Raw genomic sequence first — 19,309 nt, 5'->3', positions numbered from 1 at the left:
TCCGCCGCGAACGGAGCGATCTTCGCCTCGGCCAGCGAACGCACCGCCTCACGGAGCATCTCGTGCTCCTCGGAGATCCGGAAGAGATCGAAGTCAGCCGCCCCTGCGCTGCCCGCCATGATGCCTGCCTCGCCGCTCAGTTGTTAGTTACCGTTAAGTAGATCCTAGGGCTGCGACCTGCGGCTGCCTAGGTTCAGTCGACGTCGGTCCCCAGGGTGTCGCCGGCCCGGTGCTCCTGGAAGTACTGCGGCATCCGGTCGTTGCGCATCGCCTCCCAGAGCTGCGCGGCCGGGCGCTCGTCCAGCAGGACGACGGCCTGGCCGTCCCGGGTGTCGAACCCGCCGAACGGCGCGTTCATGAAGCGGACGTCGTCGGCGCGCAGCGAGCGCAGGCTCCAGGCGAGCTGGAAGAGGTCGGCGTTGGAGAGCCGGTCGTCCACGCTGACCACCTCGCCGACGGACTGCAGCAGGCCGCCCAGGCGGGACGGATTGGCCAGGGTGCCGGAGTCCATGATCCGCAGCATCAGCGCGCGCAGGAAGTTCTGCTGCCGCTTGGTGCGGTCGAGGTCCCCGCCGGGCAGGCCGTAGCGCTCGCGGACGTAGAGCAGCGCCTGCGCGCCGTCCATGTGATGGGTGCCCGCCTCCCAGGCGCGGGCCCCGCCGACGGCCTCGATGGTGCGCGGGACGGTGATGTCCACGCCGCCGACGGCGTCGGTGAGGGCGCGGAAGCCGTTCCAGTCGACCACGGCGAGGTGGTCGATCCGGATGCCGGTGAGGTTCTGCACGGTCTCGGTCATCAGCGCCGGGCCGCCCCAGGAGTAGGCGGCGTTCAGCTTGGCCCGGCCGTGGCCGGGGACGTCCACCCAGGTGTCGCGGGCCAGCGAGACCAGCGAGGCGCTGCGGCGGTCGTCGGAGAGGTGCAGCAGCATCATGGTGTCGCTGCGGGCCGCGCCCTGCTGCCAGACCGGGCCCGTGGCCCGGCTGCCGGTGGTCGGGACGTCCGAGCGGGCGTCCAGGCCGACCAGCAGCAGGTTGAGCCCGCTCGCCGGGACGGGCTCCGGCTGGGCGGACTCGGGCGCGGTCGGGAAGGCGTCCGGGATCCGGGGGACGGAGGAGGCGTAGTGCTCGGCCGCCCAGAAGAGGGCGCCGCCCGTGCCGAGGACCAGCACCAGCAGGACGGAGAGCGTCCAGAGCAGGACGCGGCGGGTGCGGCGGCGGCGGGCCGGCGGCTCCTCGGGCCCGGCCGCCGCCCCGGCCGGCTCCTCGCCGCCGCGCGGCTCGAAGAGGCTGAGCCCCGTCGGCGGGCCCCCGGGCCGGGCACCGTCGTGGGGCCCGTCGCCGTCGCCGTCGCCGTCGTCGCCGTCGTCGCCGTCGCGGGGCGGCTCGGCCCGGTCCGGTACGTCGGCGCGCCGCGGTTCACCGGACCGCCCGCCGGCCCGGTGCGGTGCGTCGGCGGGTGGTTCGTCCGTGCTCTCGGGCTTCGGATCCATGCGCGCATTGTGCCGCCGGTCACAGCGCCCGCGAAGGGGTTCCGCCGGATCGCGCCCCGCGCACGCCCGGGGGCCCGCACCCGCACCCGCGCTCCCGAAACATCGGTGCAGGCGGGACGGCCTGGGCCGGGCCCGAACGGGCGGATAGCATCGGTGCTCGCACGTCCTGCCCGTCCCACGGCAGTCAAGGTCGAGATTCCGCAAAGGGGAACCCGTGACCCTCCGCATCTCCGTGATCGGCACCGGCTATCTCGGCGCCACCCACGCCGCCGCCATGGCGGAGTTCGGCTTCGAGGTGCTGGGTCTGGACATCGACCCGGAGAAGATCGCCACGCTGACCGCCGGCCGGGTGCCGATGTACGAGCCGGGGCTGTCCGAGCTGCTGCTCAAGCACGTGGCGGGCCACGAGGGTTCGACCGGCCGGCTGCGCTTCACCACCTCCGTCCAGGAGGCCGCGGAGTTCGGCGACGTGCACTTCGTCTGCGTCAACACCCCGCAGCGCAAGGGCGAGTTCGCCGCCGACATGTCCTACGTCGACGCCGCGATCGACGGGCTCGCCCCGTACCTGACCCGCCCGGTGCTGGTGGTCGGCAAGTCCACCGTCCCGGTCGGCTCGGCGAACCGGCTGGCCGAGCGGCTGGCCGCGCTGGCGCCGGTCGGCGAGGGCGCCGAGCTCGCCTGGAACCCGGAGTTCCTGCGCGAGGGCTTCGCCGTCCAGGACACCCTGCGCCCGGACCGGATCGTGGTCGGCTCCCGCAGCGAGCGCGCCGAGCGGGTGCTGCGCGAGGTGTACGCCGAACCGATCGCGGCCGGGGTGCCGTTCGTGGTCACCGACTTCGCGACCGCCGAGCTGGTCAAGGCCGCCGCCAACTCCTTCCTGGCCACCAAGATCTCCTTCATCAACGCGATGTCCGAGGTCTGCGAGGCCGCCGGCGCCGACGTCACGATGCTCGCCGACGCGCTCGGCCACGACGAGCGGATCGGCCGCAAGTTCCTCAACGCCGGTCTCGGCTTCGGCGGCGGCTGCCTGCCCAAGGACATCCGCGCGTTCATGGCCCGGGCCGGGGAGTTGGGCGCCGACCAGGCGCTGACCTTCCTGCGCGAGGTCGACTCGATCAACATGCGCCGCCGCTCCCGGATGGTCGACCTGGCCCGCGAGCAGTGCGGCGGGGGCTTCCTCGGCCGCCGGGTGGCCGTCCTCGGGGCCGCCTTCAAGCCGAACTCGGACGACATCCGGGACTCCCCCGCGCTCAACGTCGCCGCGCAGATCCAGCTCCAGGGCGCGCAGGTCACGGTGTACGACCCGAAGGCGATGGACAACGCCCGCAAGATGTTCCCGGGCCTGGCCTACGCCGAGTCCCCGCTGGAGGCCGCCGAGGGCGCGCACGTGGTGCTGCACCTCACCGAGTGGCGGGAGTTCCGCGACCTCGACCCGGCCGAGCTGGGCGCGGTCGTCGCCGAGCGCCGGCTGCTGGACGGCCGCAACGCCCTGGACGCCGCCGCCTGGCGCGCGGCCGGCTGGACGTACCGGGCGCTCGGCCGCCCGAGCTGACGGCGCCGCGCCGGGGCCCGCCGGTCGTCCCGCGACCGGCGGGCCCCCGGGCAGGGTCTAGCTCGCCCGGCCCGCGAGCCCGAGGCGCGGGATCTCGATGGCGGGGCACTTGTCCATCACCATCGCGAGACCGGCCGCGCGCGCCCGCTCGTACGCGGCCTCGTCCACCACGCCGAGCTGGAACCAGACGGCCCTGGCACCGATGGCCACGGCCTCGTCGGCCACCGCACCGGCGAGGTCGGACCGGACGAAGGTGTCGACCACGTCGACCTCGAACGGGATGTCCGACAGGGTCGCGTAGCCCTTCTCGCCGTGGACCGTCTCGGCCTTCGGGTGCACGGGCACGATCCGCTTCCCGAAGCGCTGGAGCACCTCGGCCACGCCGTACGCGGCGCGCCGCCGGTTGGACGACAGGCCGACCACGGCCCAGGTGTCGCCCAGCTCGGTAAGGATCCTGCGGACCGTCTCCGGGTCGCCGTACATGCCCTGCCTCCTCGCAGCCGCTGACTCACCACTCCCAGCGCCGCCGCTCCCCCGGCCATTCCCGGCGGGGAGCCGCCCGGCGCGGGGGCCCGGCCCGGGCGGCGCTACCCGACCGGTACCGCCACGTCGCAGATCGGCTCCTGCGGGTCCGGCCCGAGGTAGTGGCCGAAGTAGATCTCCCGGGCGGAGCCGACGACGTCCAGCCCCCGCTCCCCGGCGGCCCGGTGGACGGCCTCGTAGCCGCCGAGGAGGTCCGGGTACTCCATCTGCGCCCGGGTCAGCCGCGTGTAGAGCTGGCGGTGCGCCGGCTCGACCCGGACGGCGGCCCCCGGGCCGGCGTGCCCGGCGAGCGAGGGGTCGACCGGGACGCAGACCTCCACCGGGCCGTCGCCGTCCTCGCTCACCTCCCCGTGGTAGATCACGAACGGCGGGCCGAAGACCCCGCCGCAGCGCTCCGCGACCGCCTCCAGCCGCTGGCACGCGGCCGGGATCCACTCGCTCAACTCGCCGATCCTCAGGTGCCGGCGCTCGGTCAGGACGGTCTGCTCGGCCACCTCGCGCCGCTCGATCCGGTACATGCTGGGACTCCTCTCACTGCCACCCGACAACTGGACGCGGAGGTGCACCGCCAGCTCTCGTTGCACGGCGATCCGGCGCTCGACCGACGCCCAGTACCCGGCCACCAGGTCGGCACCGGCCGGGCCGTCGGCCGCCAGGACGTCGGCGACCGCCGCGAGCGGCATGTCGAGCCGCCGCAGGAGCACGATCAGCCGGGCCCGCTCCACCTGGGCGGCGCCGTAGGAGCGGTAGCCGGTGACCGGGTCGACCCGGGCGGGAGTGAGCAGGCCGAGCCGGTCGTAGAGCCGCAGGGCCTTGAGCGAGAGCCGTGAACGGCGGGCGAACTCGCCGATGGTCAGCAGGGTTTCCGGGGTGTCCTCCACGCCGGTCACGCTCCCGTCTGCCCCAGGGGCAGAGTCAATCCGGCTCAGCCGTCGAGCTGCGCGAGGGTAGCGATGGACGGGCGGCGGGTGGTCCGGAGGTCGCGCGCGACGGCCTCGGCGTCGCGCAGCACGCGGACCGCGTTGTGCCAGGTGAGCTTCCCGAGGTCGGTCCGCGACCAGCCGCGGCCGAGCAGTTCGGCGATCAGGTTGGGGTAGCCGGCCACGTCGTCCAGCCCGGCCGGGAGGAAGGCGGTGCCGTCGAAGTCGCCGCCGATGCCGATGTGGTCGATGCCGGCCACCTCGCGCATGTGGTCGAGGTGGTCGGCGACGGTGGCCGGGGTGGCGACCGGGCGCGGGGTGGCCTGTTCGAAGGCCCGCTGGCAGGCCATGCCGGCCGGGGTGGTGTCGAGGTGGTCGAAGCCGTGGGCGCGCATGTTCTCGTCGGCGGCGACGGTCCACTCGATGGCGGCGGGCAGGATGAACTTGGGGACGAAGGTGGCCATCGCCACGCCGCCGTTGGCGGCGAGCCGGCCGAGCACGTCGTCCGGGACGTTGCGCGGGTGGTCGCAGACGGCGCGCGCGGAGGAGTGCGAGAAGAGCACCGGCGCCTCGCTGACCCGCAGCGCGTCGCGCATGGTGTCGGCGGAGACGTGCGAGAGGTCGACCAGCATGCCGAGCCGGTTCATCTCCCGGACGACCTCCTCGCCGAACCGGGTCAGGCCCCGGGCCACCGGCTTGTCAGTGGCGGAGTCGGCCCACGGGGTGTTGTCGTTGTGGGTGAGCGTCATGTACCGGACGCCGAGCTCGTACAGGGCGCGCAGGGTGGCGAGCGAGCAGTCGATGGAGTGGCCGCCCTCGGCGCCCATCAGCGAGGCGATCCGGCCCTCGGAACGGGCGGTCTCCATGTCCTCGGCGGTGAACGCGAGCCGGAGCCGGTCGGGGAAGCGCGCGGCCAGGGCCCGGACGAAGTCGATCTGCTCCAGGGTGGCGCTGACGGCGTGGTCGCCGGCGAGCCGGGAGGGCACGTAGACGGACCAGAACTGCGCGCCGACCCCGCCCGCGGCGAGGCGGGCGAGGTCGGTGTGCAGCCGGGCGCTCTGGTCGGCGGCCAGGTCGAGCGTGTCGAGGTCGTAGCCGACCTGCTCGCGCATCGCCCAGGGGAGGTCGTTGTGGCCGTCCACCACGGGGGTGTCGCGGAGGAGGGCGCGGGCACGGTCCAGCAGGGCGGCCGGGTCGGGCTGCCCGGCGGAGTCCAACAGCTCAGAGGTCATACAGGCTGTTGTATCCGATATGACTACTTTCCAAAGCCGAAGGAGGCGGAACCCGCCACCTTGGCCCGCAGCTTCTTCCCCTTCTCGGTGGCCTGGCTGTTCAGCTCGGCCTGGAAGTCCGTCATCTTCTCGGTCAGCTCCGGGTCGAACGCCGCCAGCATCCGCACCGCCAGCAGGCCCGCGTTGCGCGCGCCCGCCACCGAGACGGTGGCCACCGGCACGCCGGCCGGCATCTGGACGATCGACAGCAGGCTGTCCATGCCGTCCAGGTAGCGCAGCGGCACCGGGACGCCGATGACCGGCAGCGGGGTGACCGAGGCGAGCATGCCCGGCAGGTGGGCGGCGCCGCCGGCGCCCGCGATGATCGCCTTCAGCCCGCGCGTGTGGGCGCTCTCGCCGTACGCGACCATCTCGCGCGGCATCCGGTGCGCGGAGACGACGTCCACCTCGTAGGGGATCTCGAACTCGTCGAGGGCCTGGGCCGCGGCCTCCATGACCGGCCAGTCGGAGTCCGAACCCATCACGATGCCGACAAGGGGGTGGGTCATTCGGTGATCGTTCCTCGCAGGTAGGCGGCCGCGTGACGGGCGCGCTCGCGGACGTCGTCGAGGTCGTCCCCGAAGACGTTGACGTGGCCGACCTTGCGGCCGGGCTTCACGTCCTTCCCGTACATGTGGATCCGCAGGCCCGGGTCGCGGGCCATGCAGTGCAGGAAGGCGTGGTACATGTCCGGGTAGTCGCCGCCGAGGACGTTGACCATGACCGTCCACTTGGCACGCGGCCGGGGGTCGCCGAGCGGCAGGTCGAGCACGGCCCGCAGGTGGTTCTCGAACTGCGAGGTGACGGCGCCGTCCTGGGTCCAGTGCCCGGAGTTGTGCGGGCGCATGGCCAGCTCGTTGACCAGGATCCGGCCGTCCCGGGTCTGGAAGAGCTCGACCGCCAGGTGGCCGGTGATGTCCAGCTCGCCGGCGATCCGCAGGGCCAGCTGCTGGGCCTCGTCGGAGAGGGCCGGGTCGAGGTCCGGCGCCGGGGCGGTGACCTCGGCGCAGACGCCGTTCTCCTGGAGGCTCTCCACCACCGGGTAGGCGACGGCCTGGCCGCTGGGCGAGCGGACCACGTTGGCGGCCAGCTCGCGGACGAAGTCCACCTTCTCCTCGGCCAGCACGGGGACGCCGGCCAGGAACGGCGCGTGCGCCTGCTGCTCGTCGTCGACGACCCAGACGCCCTTGCCGTCGTAGCCGCCGCGGACCGTCTTGAGGACGACCGGGTAGCCGGCGCCCTCCTCGGCGAAGGCGGTCACGTCGGCCGGGTCGGCGACGAGCCGGTGCCGGGGGCAGGGCACCCCGATGGAGTCGAGCTTCGCGCGCATCACGCCCTTGTCCTGGGCATTGACCAGCGCCTCCGGGCCGGGCCGGACGGCCACGCCGTCGGCCTGCAGGGCCCGCAGGTGCTCGGTCGGCACGTGCTCGTGGTCGAAGGTGATCACGTCACAGCCGGCCGCGAAGCGGCGCAGCGTGTCGAGGTCGCGGTAGTCGCCGAGGACGGTGTCGGAGACCACCTGCGCGGCGGAGTCCTGGGGCGTGTCGGCGAGGAGTTTGAACCTGACCCCGAGCGGGATGCCCGCCTGGTGTGCCATACGGGCCAGCTGCCCGCCGCCGATCATGCCCACCACTGGAAAATTCGCATTGCCCGGGGAAGTCACCCCGCCAGGATATCCGGGCCGGTCGGGGGCCATGGAACCGCTCCACCGCCGAGCACCGTCCCAGAGGGCGAGGAACCCTGGGGGCTGAGCCGATCGGCGGAACCGGGTAGCCTGGACCGCTAGGTCCTGGTACGCGTGATCCGATCATGTGCGTGCACGCAGGGCTCAAGGGCCAGCCGCGCATCCGCTCCGGGCCCCCTTGTCCGCTGGCACATGGAGGCAGCCCGGTATGGCGACGACCGCAGCGTCGAACCCCTCGCTGGCGCAGAAGTTGCGCGGGCTCAAGGGCGAGGTCGTGAAGTTCGGCATCGTCGGCCTGAGCGGCGTGGTGGTCAACTTCGCCCTCTTCTGGATCTGCATCAACGCGCTGGGCCTCGCCTCGGTGCGGTCGAACATCGTGGCGACGGTCGTCGCGATCGCGACCAACTACCTCGGCTACCGCTACTGGCTGTACCGGGACCGCGACGCCGCCGCCCGCAAGCGCGAGATCACGCTGTTCCTGCTGTTCAGCGGCGCCGGGATGCTGATCGAGACCGGCGTGCTGGGCTTCTCGCGGTACGTGCTCGGCCTGGACACGCCGTTCGAGCAGCTGGCCGCCAAGGTGGTCGGCCTCGCGGTGGCGACGGTGTTCCGCTTCATCTCGTACCGCACGTGGGTCTTCACGGTGGTCCCGGAGACGGCCGCCGAGGCCGAGCCGGCCGCCGAGGTCGTCGCGCAGGCCGAACTGGTGCTGGCCGCCGAGGAGATCCGGTACGCCAAGGCCGAATAGGCCGCCGCGCCGGTAGCCCCGCCCGACGGACCGCCCGACGGCCGCCCCACGTGCCCCGCCCGACAGGGCCGCCCCACTTGCCCCGCCCGCGCCCGCGGGAGGACAGTGGTGACCGAGGGCGAGCACGGCCGGCGAACGATCGAGGCCCGGGGGTTCCCAGGAGGCTCGCCATGGCGTTCGTCCAGATCATCGACTGCAGAACCGACAAGGTGGACGACCTCAACCGGCTGATGGACAGCTGGGCCGAGCAGACCGAGGGCCGGCGCACGGTCGGGCACGCGATGGTCGCCACCGACCGCGCCGACCCGCGGCACCTGGTGGAGATCGTCGAGTTCGCCTCGTACGAGGACGCGATGAAGAACTCCGCACTGCCCGAGACCGACCGGATCTTCCGGGAGATGGTCGCGCTCTGCGACGCGCCGCCGACCTTCACCGACCTGGACGTGGTCCGCGACACCCGGTTCTGAGCGCGGCACCCGGTCCGGAGAACGGGCGCCGCCGTCCTAGTCGTCCCGGCGGCTGCGCCCGAGGAAGATGGCGAACACCGGCGGCTTCAACGAGAGCAGTTCGAGCCTGGCGCCGTCGGCCTCCGCGAGGTCGCGGGCCACGGCCAGGCCGATCCCGGTCGAGTTGCGGCCGCTGACCGCGCGCTCGAAGACCCGGTTGCCCAGCTCCGGCGGCACCCCCGCGCCCTGGTCCTGCACCTCGACCACCACCGACGTCCCGGACGGCCGCACCCGCAGGGTGATCAGCCCGGCGCCGTGCATCAGCGAGTTCTCGATCAGGGTGGCCAGCACCTGCGCCACCGTGCCGGGGGTGCCGACCGCGGTGGCCCCGCGCAGGCCCTCCACCTGGAGCACCCGGCCGGCTTCGCGCAGCGACGGCCCCCACTCCTCCACCTGCTGCTTGACCACGTCGTCCAGGTCGAAGGCGACGGCGGTGGGGCTGCGCGGGTCCCGCTGGGTGGTGAGCAGCCGCTGGACGACGTCGGTGAGCCGTTCGACCTGCTGGAGGGCGATGGTCGCCTCCTCCTTGACCGTCTCCGGGTCCTCGGCGACCGCGGTGATCTCCTCCAGCCGCATCGAGAGCGCGGTGAGCGGGGTGCGCAGCTGGTGCGAGGCGTCGGCGGCGAGCCGCCGCTCGGCGGTGAGCATCCGGGCGATCCGCTCGGCGCTGACGTCGAGGACCTCGGCGACCCGGTCGAGTTCGGGCACCCCGTAGCGGCGGTCGCGCGGGCGCGGGTCGCCGGAGCCGAGCCGCTCGGCCGTCTCGGCGAGGTCGGTGAGCGGGCGGGCCAGCCGTTTGGCCTGCCAGACGGCGAGGGCCACGGCGGCCTGGACGGCGAGCAGGGCGACCACGCCGAGCAGCAGCAGCATGTTGGCGATCTCGTGGTCGACGGCGGCCCGGGACTGCTCGACCGTGACGGTCTCGCCGCTGGCGCCCTGCTCGACGGCCTTGAGCAGGTGGGTCCCGGCCGGCCGCTCGCCGCTGGAGACGACGGGCTTGCCGGGGATGTCCACCTCGACGTACTGGCCGTCGGTGACCTGGTTGGCGAACTTGTCGCCGGTGACCGGCTCGCCCGCCGCGAGCCGGTTCTCCACCAGGGCGAGCACCCGGACGGCGGCCGCGTCCACCCGGTCCTGCGCCGAGTTCACGATGGTGCGCTTCTCGACCAGGGCGAGCGGGACGCAGAACACCACGACCACCACCAGGACGACGCCCAGCAGCGAGTTGATCATCCGGCGTTTCACGCTGCCGCTCCCCGTCGTGGTTCGTACCCCTTGCCGGGGCTAGTTCTTCTCGAAGCGGAAGCCCACGCCGCGCACGGTGGCGATGTAGCGGGGGTTGGCCGCGTCGTCGCCGAGCTTCTTGCGCAGCCAGGAGATGTGCATGTCCAGCGTCTTGGTGGAGGTCCACCAGGTGGTGTCCCAGACCTGGCGCATGATCTCCTCGCGGGTGACCACCCGGCCGGCGTCCCGGACCAGCACCCGCAGCAGCTCGAACTCCTTGGCGGAGAGGGTGAGCTCCTCCTCGCCGAGCCAGGCGCGGTGCGACTCGATGTCGATCTTCACCCCGTGCGCGCCGGTGGTGAGCTGGTCGACGTTGCCGCGCCGCAGCAGGGCCCGGACGCGGGCGAGCAGCTCGGCGAGGCGGAAGGGCTTGGTCACGTAGTCGTCGGCGCCGGCGTCCAGGCCGACCACGGTGTCCACCTCGTCGGCGCGGGCGGTGAGGACCAGGACGGGGCAGCTCTTGCCGTCGGCGCGCAGCCGGCGGCAGACCTCCAGGCCGTCCATCTCGGGCAGGCCGAGGTCGAGGACGACGAGGTCGACCTCCTCGGTGAGCCCGGCGGCCAGTGCGGTCGGACCGTCCTCGCGGACGAGCACCTCATAGCCCTCGCGTCGCAGGGCCCGGGCGAGCGGTTCGGAGATCGCCGGATCGTCCTCGGCGAGCAGCACACAGGTCATGTGGTGATGGTAGTCCGCCGGGTTGGGGGCGACTGCCCTGTGAGGTAGTTCACAGAGCGTGATCGTTATACGGAGTGCGATCACCGCTCAACGGACATGGTCCGACCGCCCGTTCGGCGAAGATCCTGCCTCATGCTCTTGCATCCGAAGGAACAAATCCCGCTCTACCATGGATATGCCGATCAGATCGGCGGCAGACTTTGCCATCGCCATACCTAATTGGCGGGTTTTGTCAGCTGATGGCGCCAAATATCGCCACGTACAGTGGTTTGGTCCACGTCCGCCGTCACCCCCCTGGGCGGACGCTGTCAGCAAGGAACCCCTACACATGGCGTCTACGACCCTGGAGTCCGGCGTTCAGTCGGCCTCTCCCAGCGGCAAGACCTTCCTCGGGCACCCCCGTGGACTCGCCACGCTGTTCATGACCGAGATGTGGGAGCGCTTCAGCTTCTACGGCATGCGCGCCCTGCTGGTGCTCTACCTGGTCGCCGAGACCAAGAACGGCGGCCTCGGCTACTCGGCCGCCCTCGGCGCCGCGATCGTGGGCGTGTACAACGCCATGGTCTACCTCTTCGCCCTGCCCGGCGGCTGGATCGCGGACCGCTTCTGGGGGCCCCGCAAGACGGTGGCCGTCGGCGGCTGCGTCATCATGATCGGCCACTTCCTGCTGGCCGTCCCGGCCACGGCCTCGTTCTTCATCGGCATGGCCTTCATCGCCGTCGGTTCCGGCCTGCTGAAGGCCAACATCTCGACGATGGTCGGCCACCTGTACGACGGCCCGAACGACCCGCGCCGTGACGGTGGCTTCACCATCTTCTACATGGGCATCAACCTCGGTGCCTTCGCGGCGCCGCTGGTGATCGGCACGGTCGGGCAGAAGGTCGACTGGCACCTCGGCTTCGCCCTCGCCGGCGTCGGCATGGCCCTCGGGCTGATCCAGTACCTGGTCGGCACCCGCCACCTCAGCGCCAAGAGCAACCTGGTGACCGCGCCGATCTCGGCCGCCGAGAAGAGCGCCGTGCTGCGCAAGGCCGGCCTCTGGCTCGCCGTCGCCGCGGTGTTCTACGCCGTGGTCGCACTGACCGGTCACTTCACCATCCAGTGGGCGATCTGGCCGCTCTCCATCGCGGGCATCGCGATCCCCACCATCTACTTCGCCCGGATGAAGCGCGACAAGGACCTCAGCCCGGACGAGAAGTCCAAGATGACCGGCTACATCTGGTTCTTCGTCGCCGCCGCCGTGTTCTGGATGATCTACGACCAGTCCAGTTCCACGCTGAGCATCTTCGCCGAGGAGAACACCTCCTCCACGCTGCTCGGCTTCGACTTCCCGACCAGCTGGTTCCAGTCGCTGAACCCGCTCTACATCATGGCGCTGGCCCCGGTCTTCGCCTGGCTCTGGGTGTGGCTCTCCAAGCGCGCCAAGAACCCCAGCACCACCATGAAGTTCGCGTTCGGTCTGCTGATGATCGGCGCGTCCTTCCTGGTCATGATGATGGCGATGGCCGCCGCCTCGGGCGGCACCAAGGTCACCCCGCTCTGGCTGGCCGTGGTCTACCTGGTGCAGACCGTCGGCGAGCTGACCGTCTCCCCCGTCGGCCTCTCCGTCACCACCAAGCTGGCCCCGGCCAAGTACGCCAGCCAGATGATGGGCCTGTGGTTCCTCGCCGTCACGGCGGGCGACTGCGTCGCCTCGGTCTTCCAGCTGATCCTGGGCGATTCCGTGGTCGGCTCCACCTGGTACTTCGCGGTGCAGGGTGCGATGGCGATCTTCGCCGGTGTCGCCCTGGCGATGTACCGCAAGAGGGTCATCGCCCTGATGGGCGACGTCCACTGATCCGAAGGATCGAGCAGCAAGCCCGGAGGCCCGGGCGGTGGTCCCACCACCGCCCGGGCCTCCGGGCTTTCGCGTCAGGCGCCGCGGACCTCGGACGAGGCGCCGACCAGGAACGACTTGAAGCCGCACCGGATCGACGAGGTCTGGCCGGGCGACACCCACGGACCCCAGTAGGTCGACCGCACGACGCTCTCCCGGCTGCCCGTCACGACGTCACAGGTGATCTTCGCCCGGTGCGCCGCCCCCGACGGCAGCCGGCCGGAGCAGGTGGACTCGGCGGTCGGCCGGCCGAGGTTGTCCAGCTGGGCCCTGGCGCTGCATCCGCCGTCGATCGAAGCGGCGGACGCGGCCGGCGCGGCGGCCAGAGCCATCCCCACGGCGGTCACACCGACCAGTACGGCAGCCTTGAACTTCATCATTCACTCCATCCCCGAAAAGGCATGACGATTCGCCGCGGACACGTCCACGGAATCGCCTCCACCCCGATTGAGCAGATTCCCGCCGGAGTTCGGCGAACCCCGACACACCGGACCGTAGCGACCCGAATCCTCTCGGACAACCCCGCCGAGCAGCGGGTTTACACGGACATGGCAGATCGCTGACGATGTCCGATACGGCTCCCGCACCGCATTCCACAAGCCGTACGTCCACGATCCCGGAGGGATTTCACCGGACGTTCCGCCTATCCATTCGTACCGGGAAGAACGAATGTGAAAGGGCGTCAACCCGGACCTTCCCACGGGCACTTCGGGGAGCCCCGACGGGACCGGGCGCCGCAGCCCGGGGGCCGACCGCCCCCGGGCATGTCAGGGTGTCGGGCATGCCGACCGAATCCCTCCCCCGCCAACTCGCCCGCACCCGTCGCTTCTCCCTCGGCGCGCCCGCCGCTCCGGCCGTCTGCGCCGACGGCCGCACGGTGCTGTTCCTGCGCAGCCGGGCCGGGGACGACCCGGTCACCTGCCTGTGGGCGCTGGACGCCGACAGCGGCGAGGAGCGGCTGCTGGCCGACCCGGCCGCCCTCGGCGACACCGACGGGGACCTCCCGGAGGCCGAGCGGATCCGCCGCGAGCGCTCCCGCGTCCACGCCACCGGCATCACCGCCTTCGCCGTCGACCCGGCCGGCCGGACGGTCGCCTTCGCCCTGGGCGGGGCGCTCTGGACGGCCGACCCCGCCCGGGGCACCACCCGCCGGATACCGACCGCCACCACCGTCTACGACCCGCGCCCCGACCCGACCGGGCACCGGATCGCCTACGTGGGCGACGGCGCGCTGCGCGTGGTCGGCGCGGACGGCGGCGGGGACCGCGCCCTGGCCGGGCCCGAGCACGCCGAGGTCGGGTACGGCGTCCCCGACCACGTCGCCGCCGAGTCCATGCACCGCACCCGGGCGTACTGGTGGTCGCCGGACGGCACCCGGCTGCTGGTGGCGCGGGTGGACAACAGCCCGCTCAGCCGCCTCCACCTGGCCGACCCGGCCGATCCGGCCCGGCCGCCGCGCGTGCTGCGCTACCCGCTGGCCGGCACCGCCAACGCCGACGTCTCGCTCTGGCTGCTGGACCTCGACGGGGGCCGCACCGAGGTCCGCTGGGACCGCGCCGGCCACGAGTACCTGACCGCCGCCGGCTGGGACGCCCACGGCCCCTACGCCGCGGTGCAGAGCCGCGACCAGCGCACCGTCCGCACCCTCGCCGTCGACCCGGCCGACGGCGCCACCCGGACGCTCGCCGAGCAGCGGGACGAGCACTGGGTCGAGCTCGTCCCCGGCCTGCCGGTCCGCACCGGCGCCGGGGCGCTGGTCGACTCCGCCGACCTCGGCGACACCCGACGGCTCACCGTGGACGGCGAGCCCGTCACCCCGCCCGGCCTCCAGCTGCGCGCGGTGCTCGGGACCGACGGCGAGCAGGTGCTCTTCACCGGCTCCACCGAACCGACCGAGACCCACCTGTGGGTGTACGACCCGGCCGGGGGCGCCGTACGGCTCAGCTCCGAGCCCGGCGTGCACACCGGCGTGCGGAGCTCGGGCACGCTCGTCCACACCGCCCGGACGCCCGGCGCGCCCGGCGGGCACACCAGCGTCCACCGGGACGGGCGCCCCGCCGTCGCCCTGCGCTCGCACACCCGGCGGCCCGTCCTCACCGCCCGGCCCGAGCTCCTCCGGCTCGGCCCGCGCGAGCTGCGCGCCGCGCTCTTCCTCCCGGCCGGCCACCGGCCCGGCGACGGTCCGCTGCCCGTCCTGCTCGACCCCTACGGCGGGCCCGCGATGCAGAAGGTCACCGCGGCCGGCGGCTGGCCGGACCTGGTCTCCCAGTGGTTCGCCGACCAGGGCTTCGCCGTGCTGGTGGTGGACGGGCGCGGCACCCCCGGGCGGGGTCCGCGCTGGGAGAAGGCGGTGTTCGCCGACGTCGCCACGCCCGCCCTGGACGACCAGGTCGACGGCCTGCGGGAGGCCGCCCTGGCCCGCCCCGGGCTGCTGGACCTCGACCGGGTCGCCATCCGCGGCTGGTCCTACGGCGGCTTCCTCGCCGCGCTGGCCGTGCTGCGCCGCCCGGACGTCTTCCACGCCGCCGTCGCCGGGGCCGCGCCCACCGACCACCGGCTGTACGACACCCACTGGAAGGAGCGCTTCCTCGGCCACCCCGACGAGCACCCGGAGCGCTACGACGCCTGCTCGCTGATCCCCGACGCCGCCGGTCTGCGCCGCCCGCTGCTGCTGGTCCACGGCCTGGCCGACGACAACGTGCTGCCCGCGCACGCGCTGCGGCTCTCCGCCGCCCTGCTCGCCGCCGGACGCCCGCACGAGCTGCTGCCGCTCAGCGGGACAACCCACTCGCCGAGCGACGAGACGGTGGCGGAGAACCTGCTGCTGCACCAGCTGGACTTCCTCCGCCGCGGCCTGGCCCCGGGTTAGGCCGGTGGGGCGGCCGCGACCGCGGCCGCCCCACGCGGCCCGTTGTCAGACCTCCCGGACCCCGGCCCGCCAGACCGCCGCCGTCAGCGGCACGCCCGGCCGGTACGCGAGGTGGACGTGCGAGGGCGCCTCCAGCAGCTGGAGGTCCGCCCGGGCGCCGACCGTCACCGTGCCGACGTCGGTGCGCCGCAGCGCCCGCGCGCCGCCCGCGGTGGCGGCCCAGAGGGCCTCGTCCGGCGTCATCCCCATCTCCCGCACCGCGACCGCGATGCAGAACGCCATCGAACTGGTGAAGCTGGAGCCCGGGTTGCAGTCCGTGGAGAGCGCGACGACGGCGCCCGCGTCGAGCAGCCGGCGCGCGTCCGGGTAGGCGGCGCGGGTGGAGAACTCCGCGCCCGGCAGCAGCGTCGCCACCGTCGCCGAGCCGGCCAGCGCCGCCACGTCCTCGTCGGTCAGGTGGGTGCAGTGGTCGGCCGAGGCCGCCCCCAGCTCGACGGCGAGCTGCACGCCCGGGCCGTAGGAGAGCTGGTTGGCGTGCACCCGGGGGGTGAGGCCGCGCTCGACCCCGGCGGTCAGGATCGCCCGGGCCTGGTCCCCGTCGAAGGCGCCGTTCTCGCAGAAGACGTCCACCCAGCGGGCGTACGGCGCGCAGGCATCCAACATGTCGCCGGTGACCAGGTCCACGTACCCCGCCGGGTCGTCGGCGTACTCGGGGGCGACCACGTGGGCGCCCAGGTAGGTGGTCTCGGGGGTGTACGAGGAGGCGATCCGCAGGGCCCGGGCCTCGTCGACGACGGTCAGCCCGTAGCCGGACTTGCACTCGATCGCGGTCGTCCCCTGCCGCAGCGCCTCGCGGACGAACCGGGCCAGGTTGGCGTCCAGCTCGGCGTCGCTCGCGGCCCGGGTGGCCGCCACCGTCGTCCGGATCCCGCCCGCGGTGTACGACTGGCCGGACATCCGGGCGTTGAACTCCGCGGTGCGGTCCCCCGCGAACACCAGGTGGGCGTGCGAGTCGACGAACCCGGGCAGCAGGGCCCGCCCGGCCGCGTCGAACCGCTCGTCCGCGGCGGGCGCCTCGGCCGCCGGACCGACCCAGGCGACCGTGCCGCCGTCCACCACCACGGCCGCGTCGGCGAGCAGGCCGAGCGGCCCGGTCCCGTACGCGGGGTCGTTGGTGACCAGGCTGCCGATACCGGTGATCAGGGTGCTCGGCATGCCCTGGCTCTGCGGGCTGCTCGGGGTGCTCACATCAGGCCTTTCGGGACTGGACCCGGGGGCGGGCGGGATCAGCCCCCGCCCGCCCCCGGGAGTTACGGGGACTCAGCAGCTCAGCGCGGCGATCGAGGACCGCAGCGCGCCGGGGACGTCGGGCACCAGCCGGTGCACGCCGTCCTCGACGATCTGCCGCCCGCCGACCACCACGTGTCGCACGTCGGCGGCCGAGGCGGCGAACACCGCGATCTCGGCGCCGAGCCGGCTCGGCGGCCCGGCCGTGCGCACCGAGTCCAGGGCGATCACGGTGAAGTCGGCGAGCGCGCCGGCCTCGATCCGCCCGGCCTCCGGCCAGCCGAGCGAGGCGTGCCCGTCCTCGGTGCCCGCCCGCAGCAGCGAGTTGGCCGTCCAGTGGCCCCGGGTGCGGGTGCGCAGCCGCTCGTCCAGCTCCAGCGCGCGGGCCTCCTCGAACGGGTCGATGACGGCGTGGCTGTCACTGCCCAGGGTGATCGGGCAGCCCGCCGAGGCGAGTTGGCGGGCCGGTCCGATGCCGTCCGCGAGATCCCGCTCGGTGGTGGGGCACATGCAGATGACGGTCGAGGAGTCGGTGAGGAGCTTGATGTCCTCCTCGGTGAGGTGGGTGGCGTGCACCGCCGAGGTCCGCGGGCCGAGCGCGCCGTGGTCGGCGAGCAGCCTGGTCGGGGTGACGCCGTGCGCGGTGAGGCAGGCGTCGTTCTCGGCGGTCTGCTCGGAGAGGTGGACGTGCAGCGGGGCCCGGCGGGCCGCCGTCCACTGCGCGACGGTGCCGATCTGCTCGGCCGGCACCGCCCGCACCGAGTGGATCGCGGCGCCGATCCGGGCGTGCTCGCGCGGCTTGAGCGCGTCCACCCGCTCGGCCCAGGCGTCGGCGTCGCCGTCGCTGAACCGGCGCTGCGGCTTGGTCGGCTCGGCGCCGAAGCCGGAGGACAGGTAGCAGGTGTCCAGCAGGGTGATCCGGATCCCGGCCCGGGCGGCGGCCTCGATCAGCGCCTCGCCCATCGCGTTCGGGTCGTCGTAGCGGACCCCGCCGGGCGCGTGGTGCAGGTAGTGGAACTCCCCCACCGCGGTGATCCCGGCCAGCGCCATCTCGGCGTAGACGGCGGTGGCGAGCGCCAGGTAGCTGTCCGGGTCGAGCGCCCCGGCGAACCGGTACATGGTGTCGCGCCAGGTCCAGAAGGTGCCGGAGCCCACCTGCACGGTGCCGCGCAGCGCCCGGTGGAACGCGTGCGAGTGGGCATTGGCCTGGCCGGGCAGCAGCAGCCCCTCCAGCCGGACGGCGCCGGACGGGCAGGGCCCGCTGTCCGGCGTCACCGCGGTGATCCGGCCGTCGGCACCGGTGGCGATCAGGACGTCCTGCTCGACCACCGGCCCGTTGACGTGCGGCAGCCAGGCGTACTGCGCCCAGAAAGTCGTCGTTCGCGCGCCTCCGGCACGGCCTACTGACATGCCAGGTCCTCCAGTACGTCGGCGAGGGCGGCCACGCCGGCCAGGCAGTCGGCCGTCTCCGCGTGCTCGGCCGGGGAGTGCGAGACCCCGCTCGGGTTACGTACGAACAGCATGGCGGTCGGGATCGCCGATGCCAGGATTCCGGCGTCGTGTCCCGCACCGGTGGGCAGGATCGGCACGCCGCCGGGGGCCCCCGCCTTGTTGAGCCGCCGGGCCAGCCGGTCGCGCAGCGGGGCGTCGAACTCCACCACCGGGGTGTAGGACTCGCGGGTCAGCTCGACCCGGACGCCGTCCCGGTCGCCGCGCTCGTACGCCGCCCGCTCGATCTCCTCGACCAGCGCGGTGAGCGTCGCCTCGTCGGCGGCCCGCGAGTCCAGCCAGCCGCGCACCAGCGAGGCGATCGCGTTGGTGCCGTTGGGCTCGACCGCGACCTTGCCGAAGGTGGCCAGCGCGCCCGCCGTCCGCGCCTTCTTCCGGGCCGCGAGCACGGTGTTGGCGTAGGTGAGCATCGGGTCGCGGCGGTCCTCGATCCGGGTGGTGCCGGCGTGGTTCGCCTCCCCGTGGAAGTCGAACCGCCAGCGGCCGTGCGGCCAGATCGCGCCGGCCACGCCGACCGGCTGGTCCTCGGCCAGGTAGCGGCCCTGCTCGACGTGCAGCTCGACGAAGGCGCCGATCCGGGCCAGCCGGTCGCCGTCCGCGCCGATCGCGGCCGGGTCGTAGCCGGCCCGTTCCATCGCGTCGGGCAGCCGGACGCCGTCGGCGTCGCGCAGCTCGAACGCCTGGTCGCGGCCGAGCACGCCCGCGGTCAGCCGCGAGCCGATGCAGGCCACGCCGAACCGGGCGCCCTCCTCGTCCCCGAAGTTGACGATGGCCAGCGGCCGGTCGAACTCCGCTCCCCGCCCGCGGAGTTCGTCCAGGGCGGCGAAGGAGGAGACCACGCCGAGCGGGCCGTCGAAGGCGCCGCCGTCGGGGACGGAGTCCAGGTGCGAGCCGGTGACGATCGCGCCCTCGCCGGCCGGGTCGCCCAGCCAGGCCCACTGGTTGCCGTTGCGGTCCAGCTCGTAGGTCAGGCCGCGCCGGCGGGCCTGCTCCTCGAACCAGGCCCGGCACTCCGCGTCGGCGGAGTTCCAGGCGAAGCGACGGTAGCCGCCGGAGGAGGCGGAGCGGCCCACCGGGAGCAGCTCCGCCCACATCT

Annotated in this window: 16 protein-coding genes and 2 pseudogenes; 5 read left to right on the top strand and 13 right to left on the bottom strand. The window is 73.4% G+C overall.

Going from position 1 to position 19,309, the window contains the following annotated elements; genetic code table 11:
- Together ACWDRR_RS35140 and ACWDRR_RS35135 are read right to left on the bottom strand one after the other, a co-directional pair.
- Positions 1-119: pseudogene (locus tag ACWDRR_RS35140) on the bottom strand (acyl-CoA dehydrogenase); the annotation flags it as partial.
- Between the two features lie 74 nt (positions 120-193).
- Positions 194-1,489, bottom strand: coding sequence for an LCP family protein (locus ACWDRR_RS35135; RefSeq protein ID WP_449776321.1), 1,296 nt, complete (start codon positions 1,487-1,489; stop codon positions 194-196).
- Between the two features lie 214 nt (positions 1,490-1,703).
- Between ACWDRR_RS35135 and ACWDRR_RS35130 the strand changes: the two genes are divergently transcribed.
- Complete coding sequence (locus tag ACWDRR_RS35130) at positions 1,704-3,041, top strand: UDP-glucose dehydrogenase family protein (protein WP_449776320.1); 1,338 nt, start codon at positions 1,704-1,706, stop codon at positions 3,039-3,041.
- A gap of 57 nt (positions 3,042-3,098) precedes the next feature.
- Here ACWDRR_RS35130 and ACWDRR_RS35125 read toward each other — a convergent pair whose 3' ends face one another.
- The 5 genes from ACWDRR_RS35125 to ACWDRR_RS35105 form a co-directional block, all read right to left on the bottom strand.
- Positions 3,099-3,524: a CoA-binding protein gene (locus ACWDRR_RS35125; protein WP_449776319.1), complete on the bottom strand. Its 426-nt coding sequence runs from the start codon at positions 3,522-3,524 to the stop codon at positions 3,099-3,101.
- Between the two features lie 104 nt (positions 3,525-3,628).
- Entirely contained in the window at positions 3,629-4,465 is an 837-nt protein-coding gene (locus ACWDRR_RS35120; RefSeq protein ID WP_449776318.1) for a MerR family transcriptional regulator, read from the bottom strand.
- A 44-nt stretch (positions 4,466-4,509) separates the two neighbouring features.
- On the bottom strand, positions 4,510-5,736 hold the full coding sequence (locus ACWDRR_RS35115; RefSeq protein ID WP_449776317.1) for a dipeptidase: 1,227 nt from the start codon (positions 5,734-5,736) through the stop codon (positions 4,510-4,512).
- Between the two features lie 23 nt (positions 5,737-5,759).
- Entirely contained in the window at positions 5,760-6,284 is a 525-nt protein-coding gene (purE, locus tag ACWDRR_RS35110; protein ID WP_387891895.1) for a 5-(carboxyamino)imidazole ribonucleotide mutase, read from the bottom strand.
- Positions 6,281-7,471 (bottom strand): 5-(carboxyamino)imidazole ribonucleotide synthase, encoded by a 1,191-nt coding sequence (locus ACWDRR_RS35105; RefSeq protein ID WP_449776316.1) that lies wholly within the window; start codon positions 7,469-7,471, stop codon positions 6,281-6,283. Before ACWDRR_RS35105 ends, purE begins: the two co-directional genes overlap by 4 nt.
- Positions 7,472-7,667: 196 nt before the next feature.
- Between ACWDRR_RS35105 and ACWDRR_RS35100 the strand changes: the two genes are divergently transcribed.
- Positions 7,668-8,207 carry a GtrA family protein gene (locus tag ACWDRR_RS35100; protein ID WP_449776315.1) on the top strand — a complete coding sequence of 180 codons (540 nt, stop codon included), beginning with the start codon at positions 7,668-7,670 and terminating at the stop codon, positions 8,205-8,207.
- Between the two features lie 170 nt (positions 8,208-8,377).
- A pseudogene (locus tag ACWDRR_RS35095) lies at positions 8,378-8,662 on the top strand (ester cyclase); the annotation flags it as partial.
- 48 nt (positions 8,663-8,710) lie between these two features.
- On the opposite strand, the gene ACWDRR_RS35090 reads toward ACWDRR_RS35095, so the two are convergent.
- Together ACWDRR_RS35090 and ACWDRR_RS35085 are read right to left on the bottom strand one after the other, a co-directional pair.
- A complete protein-coding gene (locus ACWDRR_RS35090) occupies positions 8,711-9,958 on the bottom strand; it encodes an ATP-binding protein (RefSeq protein ID WP_449776314.1) in 1,248 nt (415 codons plus the stop codon).
- Between the two features lie 39 nt (positions 9,959-9,997).
- On the bottom strand, positions 9,998-10,672 hold the full coding sequence (locus ACWDRR_RS35085) for a response regulator transcription factor (RefSeq protein WP_030290974.1): 675 nt from the start codon (positions 10,670-10,672) through the stop codon (positions 9,998-10,000).
- Between the two features lie 328 nt (positions 10,673-11,000).
- Here ACWDRR_RS35085 and ACWDRR_RS35080 point away from each other — a divergent pair, with 328 nt between their 5' ends.
- Positions 11,001-12,509 carry a peptide MFS transporter gene (locus ACWDRR_RS35080; RefSeq protein ID WP_449776313.1) on the top strand — a complete coding sequence of 503 codons (1,509 nt, stop codon included), beginning with the start codon at positions 11,001-11,003 and terminating at the stop codon, positions 12,507-12,509.
- 74 nt (positions 12,510-12,583) lie between these two features.
- On the opposite strand, the gene ACWDRR_RS35075 is transcribed toward ACWDRR_RS35080, so the two are convergent.
- Complete coding sequence (locus ACWDRR_RS35075; RefSeq protein ID WP_449776312.1) at positions 12,584-12,925, bottom strand: hypothetical protein; 342 nt, start codon at positions 12,923-12,925, stop codon at positions 12,584-12,586.
- A 404-nt stretch (positions 12,926-13,329) separates the two neighbouring features.
- Here ACWDRR_RS35075 and ACWDRR_RS35070 point away from each other — a divergent pair, with 404 nt between their 5' ends.
- Positions 13,330-15,417, top strand: a complete 2,088-nt coding sequence (locus ACWDRR_RS35070) for a prolyl oligopeptidase family serine peptidase (RefSeq protein ID WP_449776311.1) — start codon at positions 13,330-13,332, stop codon at positions 15,415-15,417.
- A 45-nt stretch (positions 15,418-15,462) separates the two neighbouring features.
- Here the strand turns inward: ACWDRR_RS35070 and hutI are convergent, their stop codons facing one another.
- The 3 genes from hutI to ACWDRR_RS35055 form a co-directional block, all read right to left on the bottom strand.
- The gene (hutI, locus tag ACWDRR_RS35065) at positions 15,463-16,632 is read right to left on the bottom strand and encodes an imidazolonepropionase (protein ID WP_449776325.1); all 1,170 of its coding nucleotides are present in this window, start codon (positions 16,630-16,632) and stop codon (positions 15,463-15,465) included.
- Positions 16,633-16,737: 105 nt separating this feature from the next.
- Positions 16,738-18,114 (bottom strand): formimidoylglutamate deiminase, encoded by a 1,377-nt coding sequence (locus ACWDRR_RS35060; protein ID WP_449776310.1) that lies wholly within the window; start codon positions 18,112-18,114, stop codon positions 16,738-16,740.
- Entirely contained in the window at positions 18,105-19,307 is a 1,203-nt protein-coding gene (locus tag ACWDRR_RS35055) for an allantoate amidohydrolase (protein WP_449776324.1), read from the bottom strand. Before ACWDRR_RS35055 ends, ACWDRR_RS35060 begins: the two co-directional genes overlap by 10 nt.
- Positions 19,308-19,309 lie beyond the last annotated feature (2 nt).

It is taken from the genome of Kitasatospora sp. NPDC003701, assembly GCF_053587085.1.
Note: the sequence above shows the minus strand (reverse complement) of the source record. Positions and strands in the feature narration are given on the sequence as shown.

Bases quoted from the DNA above. Each gene is read 5' to 3' on its own strand.
- ACWDRR_RS35135 (WP_449776321.1), bottom strand. From the start codon at position 1,489: ATGGATCCGAAGCCCGAGAGCACGGACGAACCACCCGCCGACGCACCG.
- ACWDRR_RS35125 (WP_449776319.1), bottom strand. From the start codon at position 3,524: ATGTACGGCGACCCGGAGACGGTCCGCAGGATCCTTACCGAGCTGGGC.
- ACWDRR_RS35115 (WP_449776317.1), bottom strand. From the start codon at position 5,736: ATGACCTCTGAGCTGTTGGACTCCGCCGGGCAGCCCGACCCGGCCGCC.
- purE (WP_387891895.1), bottom strand. From the start codon at position 6,284: ATGACCCACCCCCTTGTCGGCATCGTGATGGGTTCGGACTCCGACTGG.
- ACWDRR_RS35105 (WP_449776316.1), bottom strand. From the start codon at position 7,471: ATGGCCCCCGACCGGCCCGGATATCCTGGCGGGGTGACTTCCCCGGGC.
- ACWDRR_RS35100 (WP_449776315.1), top strand. From the start codon at position 7,668: ATGGCGACGACCGCAGCGTCGAACCCCTCGCTGGCGCAGAAGTTGCGC.
- ACWDRR_RS35085 (WP_030290974.1), bottom strand. From the start codon at position 10,672: ATGACCTGTGTGCTGCTCGCCGAGGACGATCCGGCGATCTCCGAACCG.
- ACWDRR_RS35080 (WP_449776313.1), top strand. From the start codon at position 11,001: ATGGCGTCTACGACCCTGGAGTCCGGCGTTCAGTCGGCCTCTCCCAGC.
- ACWDRR_RS35075 (WP_449776312.1), bottom strand. From the start codon at position 12,925: ATGAAGTTCAAGGCTGCCGTACTGGTCGGTGTGACCGCCGTGGGGATG.
- ACWDRR_RS35070 (WP_449776311.1), top strand. From the start codon at position 13,330: ATGCCGACCGAATCCCTCCCCCGCCAACTCGCCCGCACCCGTCGCTTC.
- hutI (WP_449776325.1), bottom strand. From the start codon at position 16,632: ATGCCGAGCACCCTGATCACCGGTATCGGCAGCCTGGTCACCAACGAC.
- ACWDRR_RS35060 (WP_449776310.1), bottom strand. From the start codon at position 18,114: ATGTCAGTAGGCCGTGCCGGAGGCGCGCGAACGACGACTTTCTGGGCG.
- ACWDRR_RS35055 (WP_449776324.1), bottom strand. From the start codon at position 19,307: ATGTGGGCGGAGCTGCTCCCGGTGGGCCGCTCCGCCTCCTCCGGCGGC.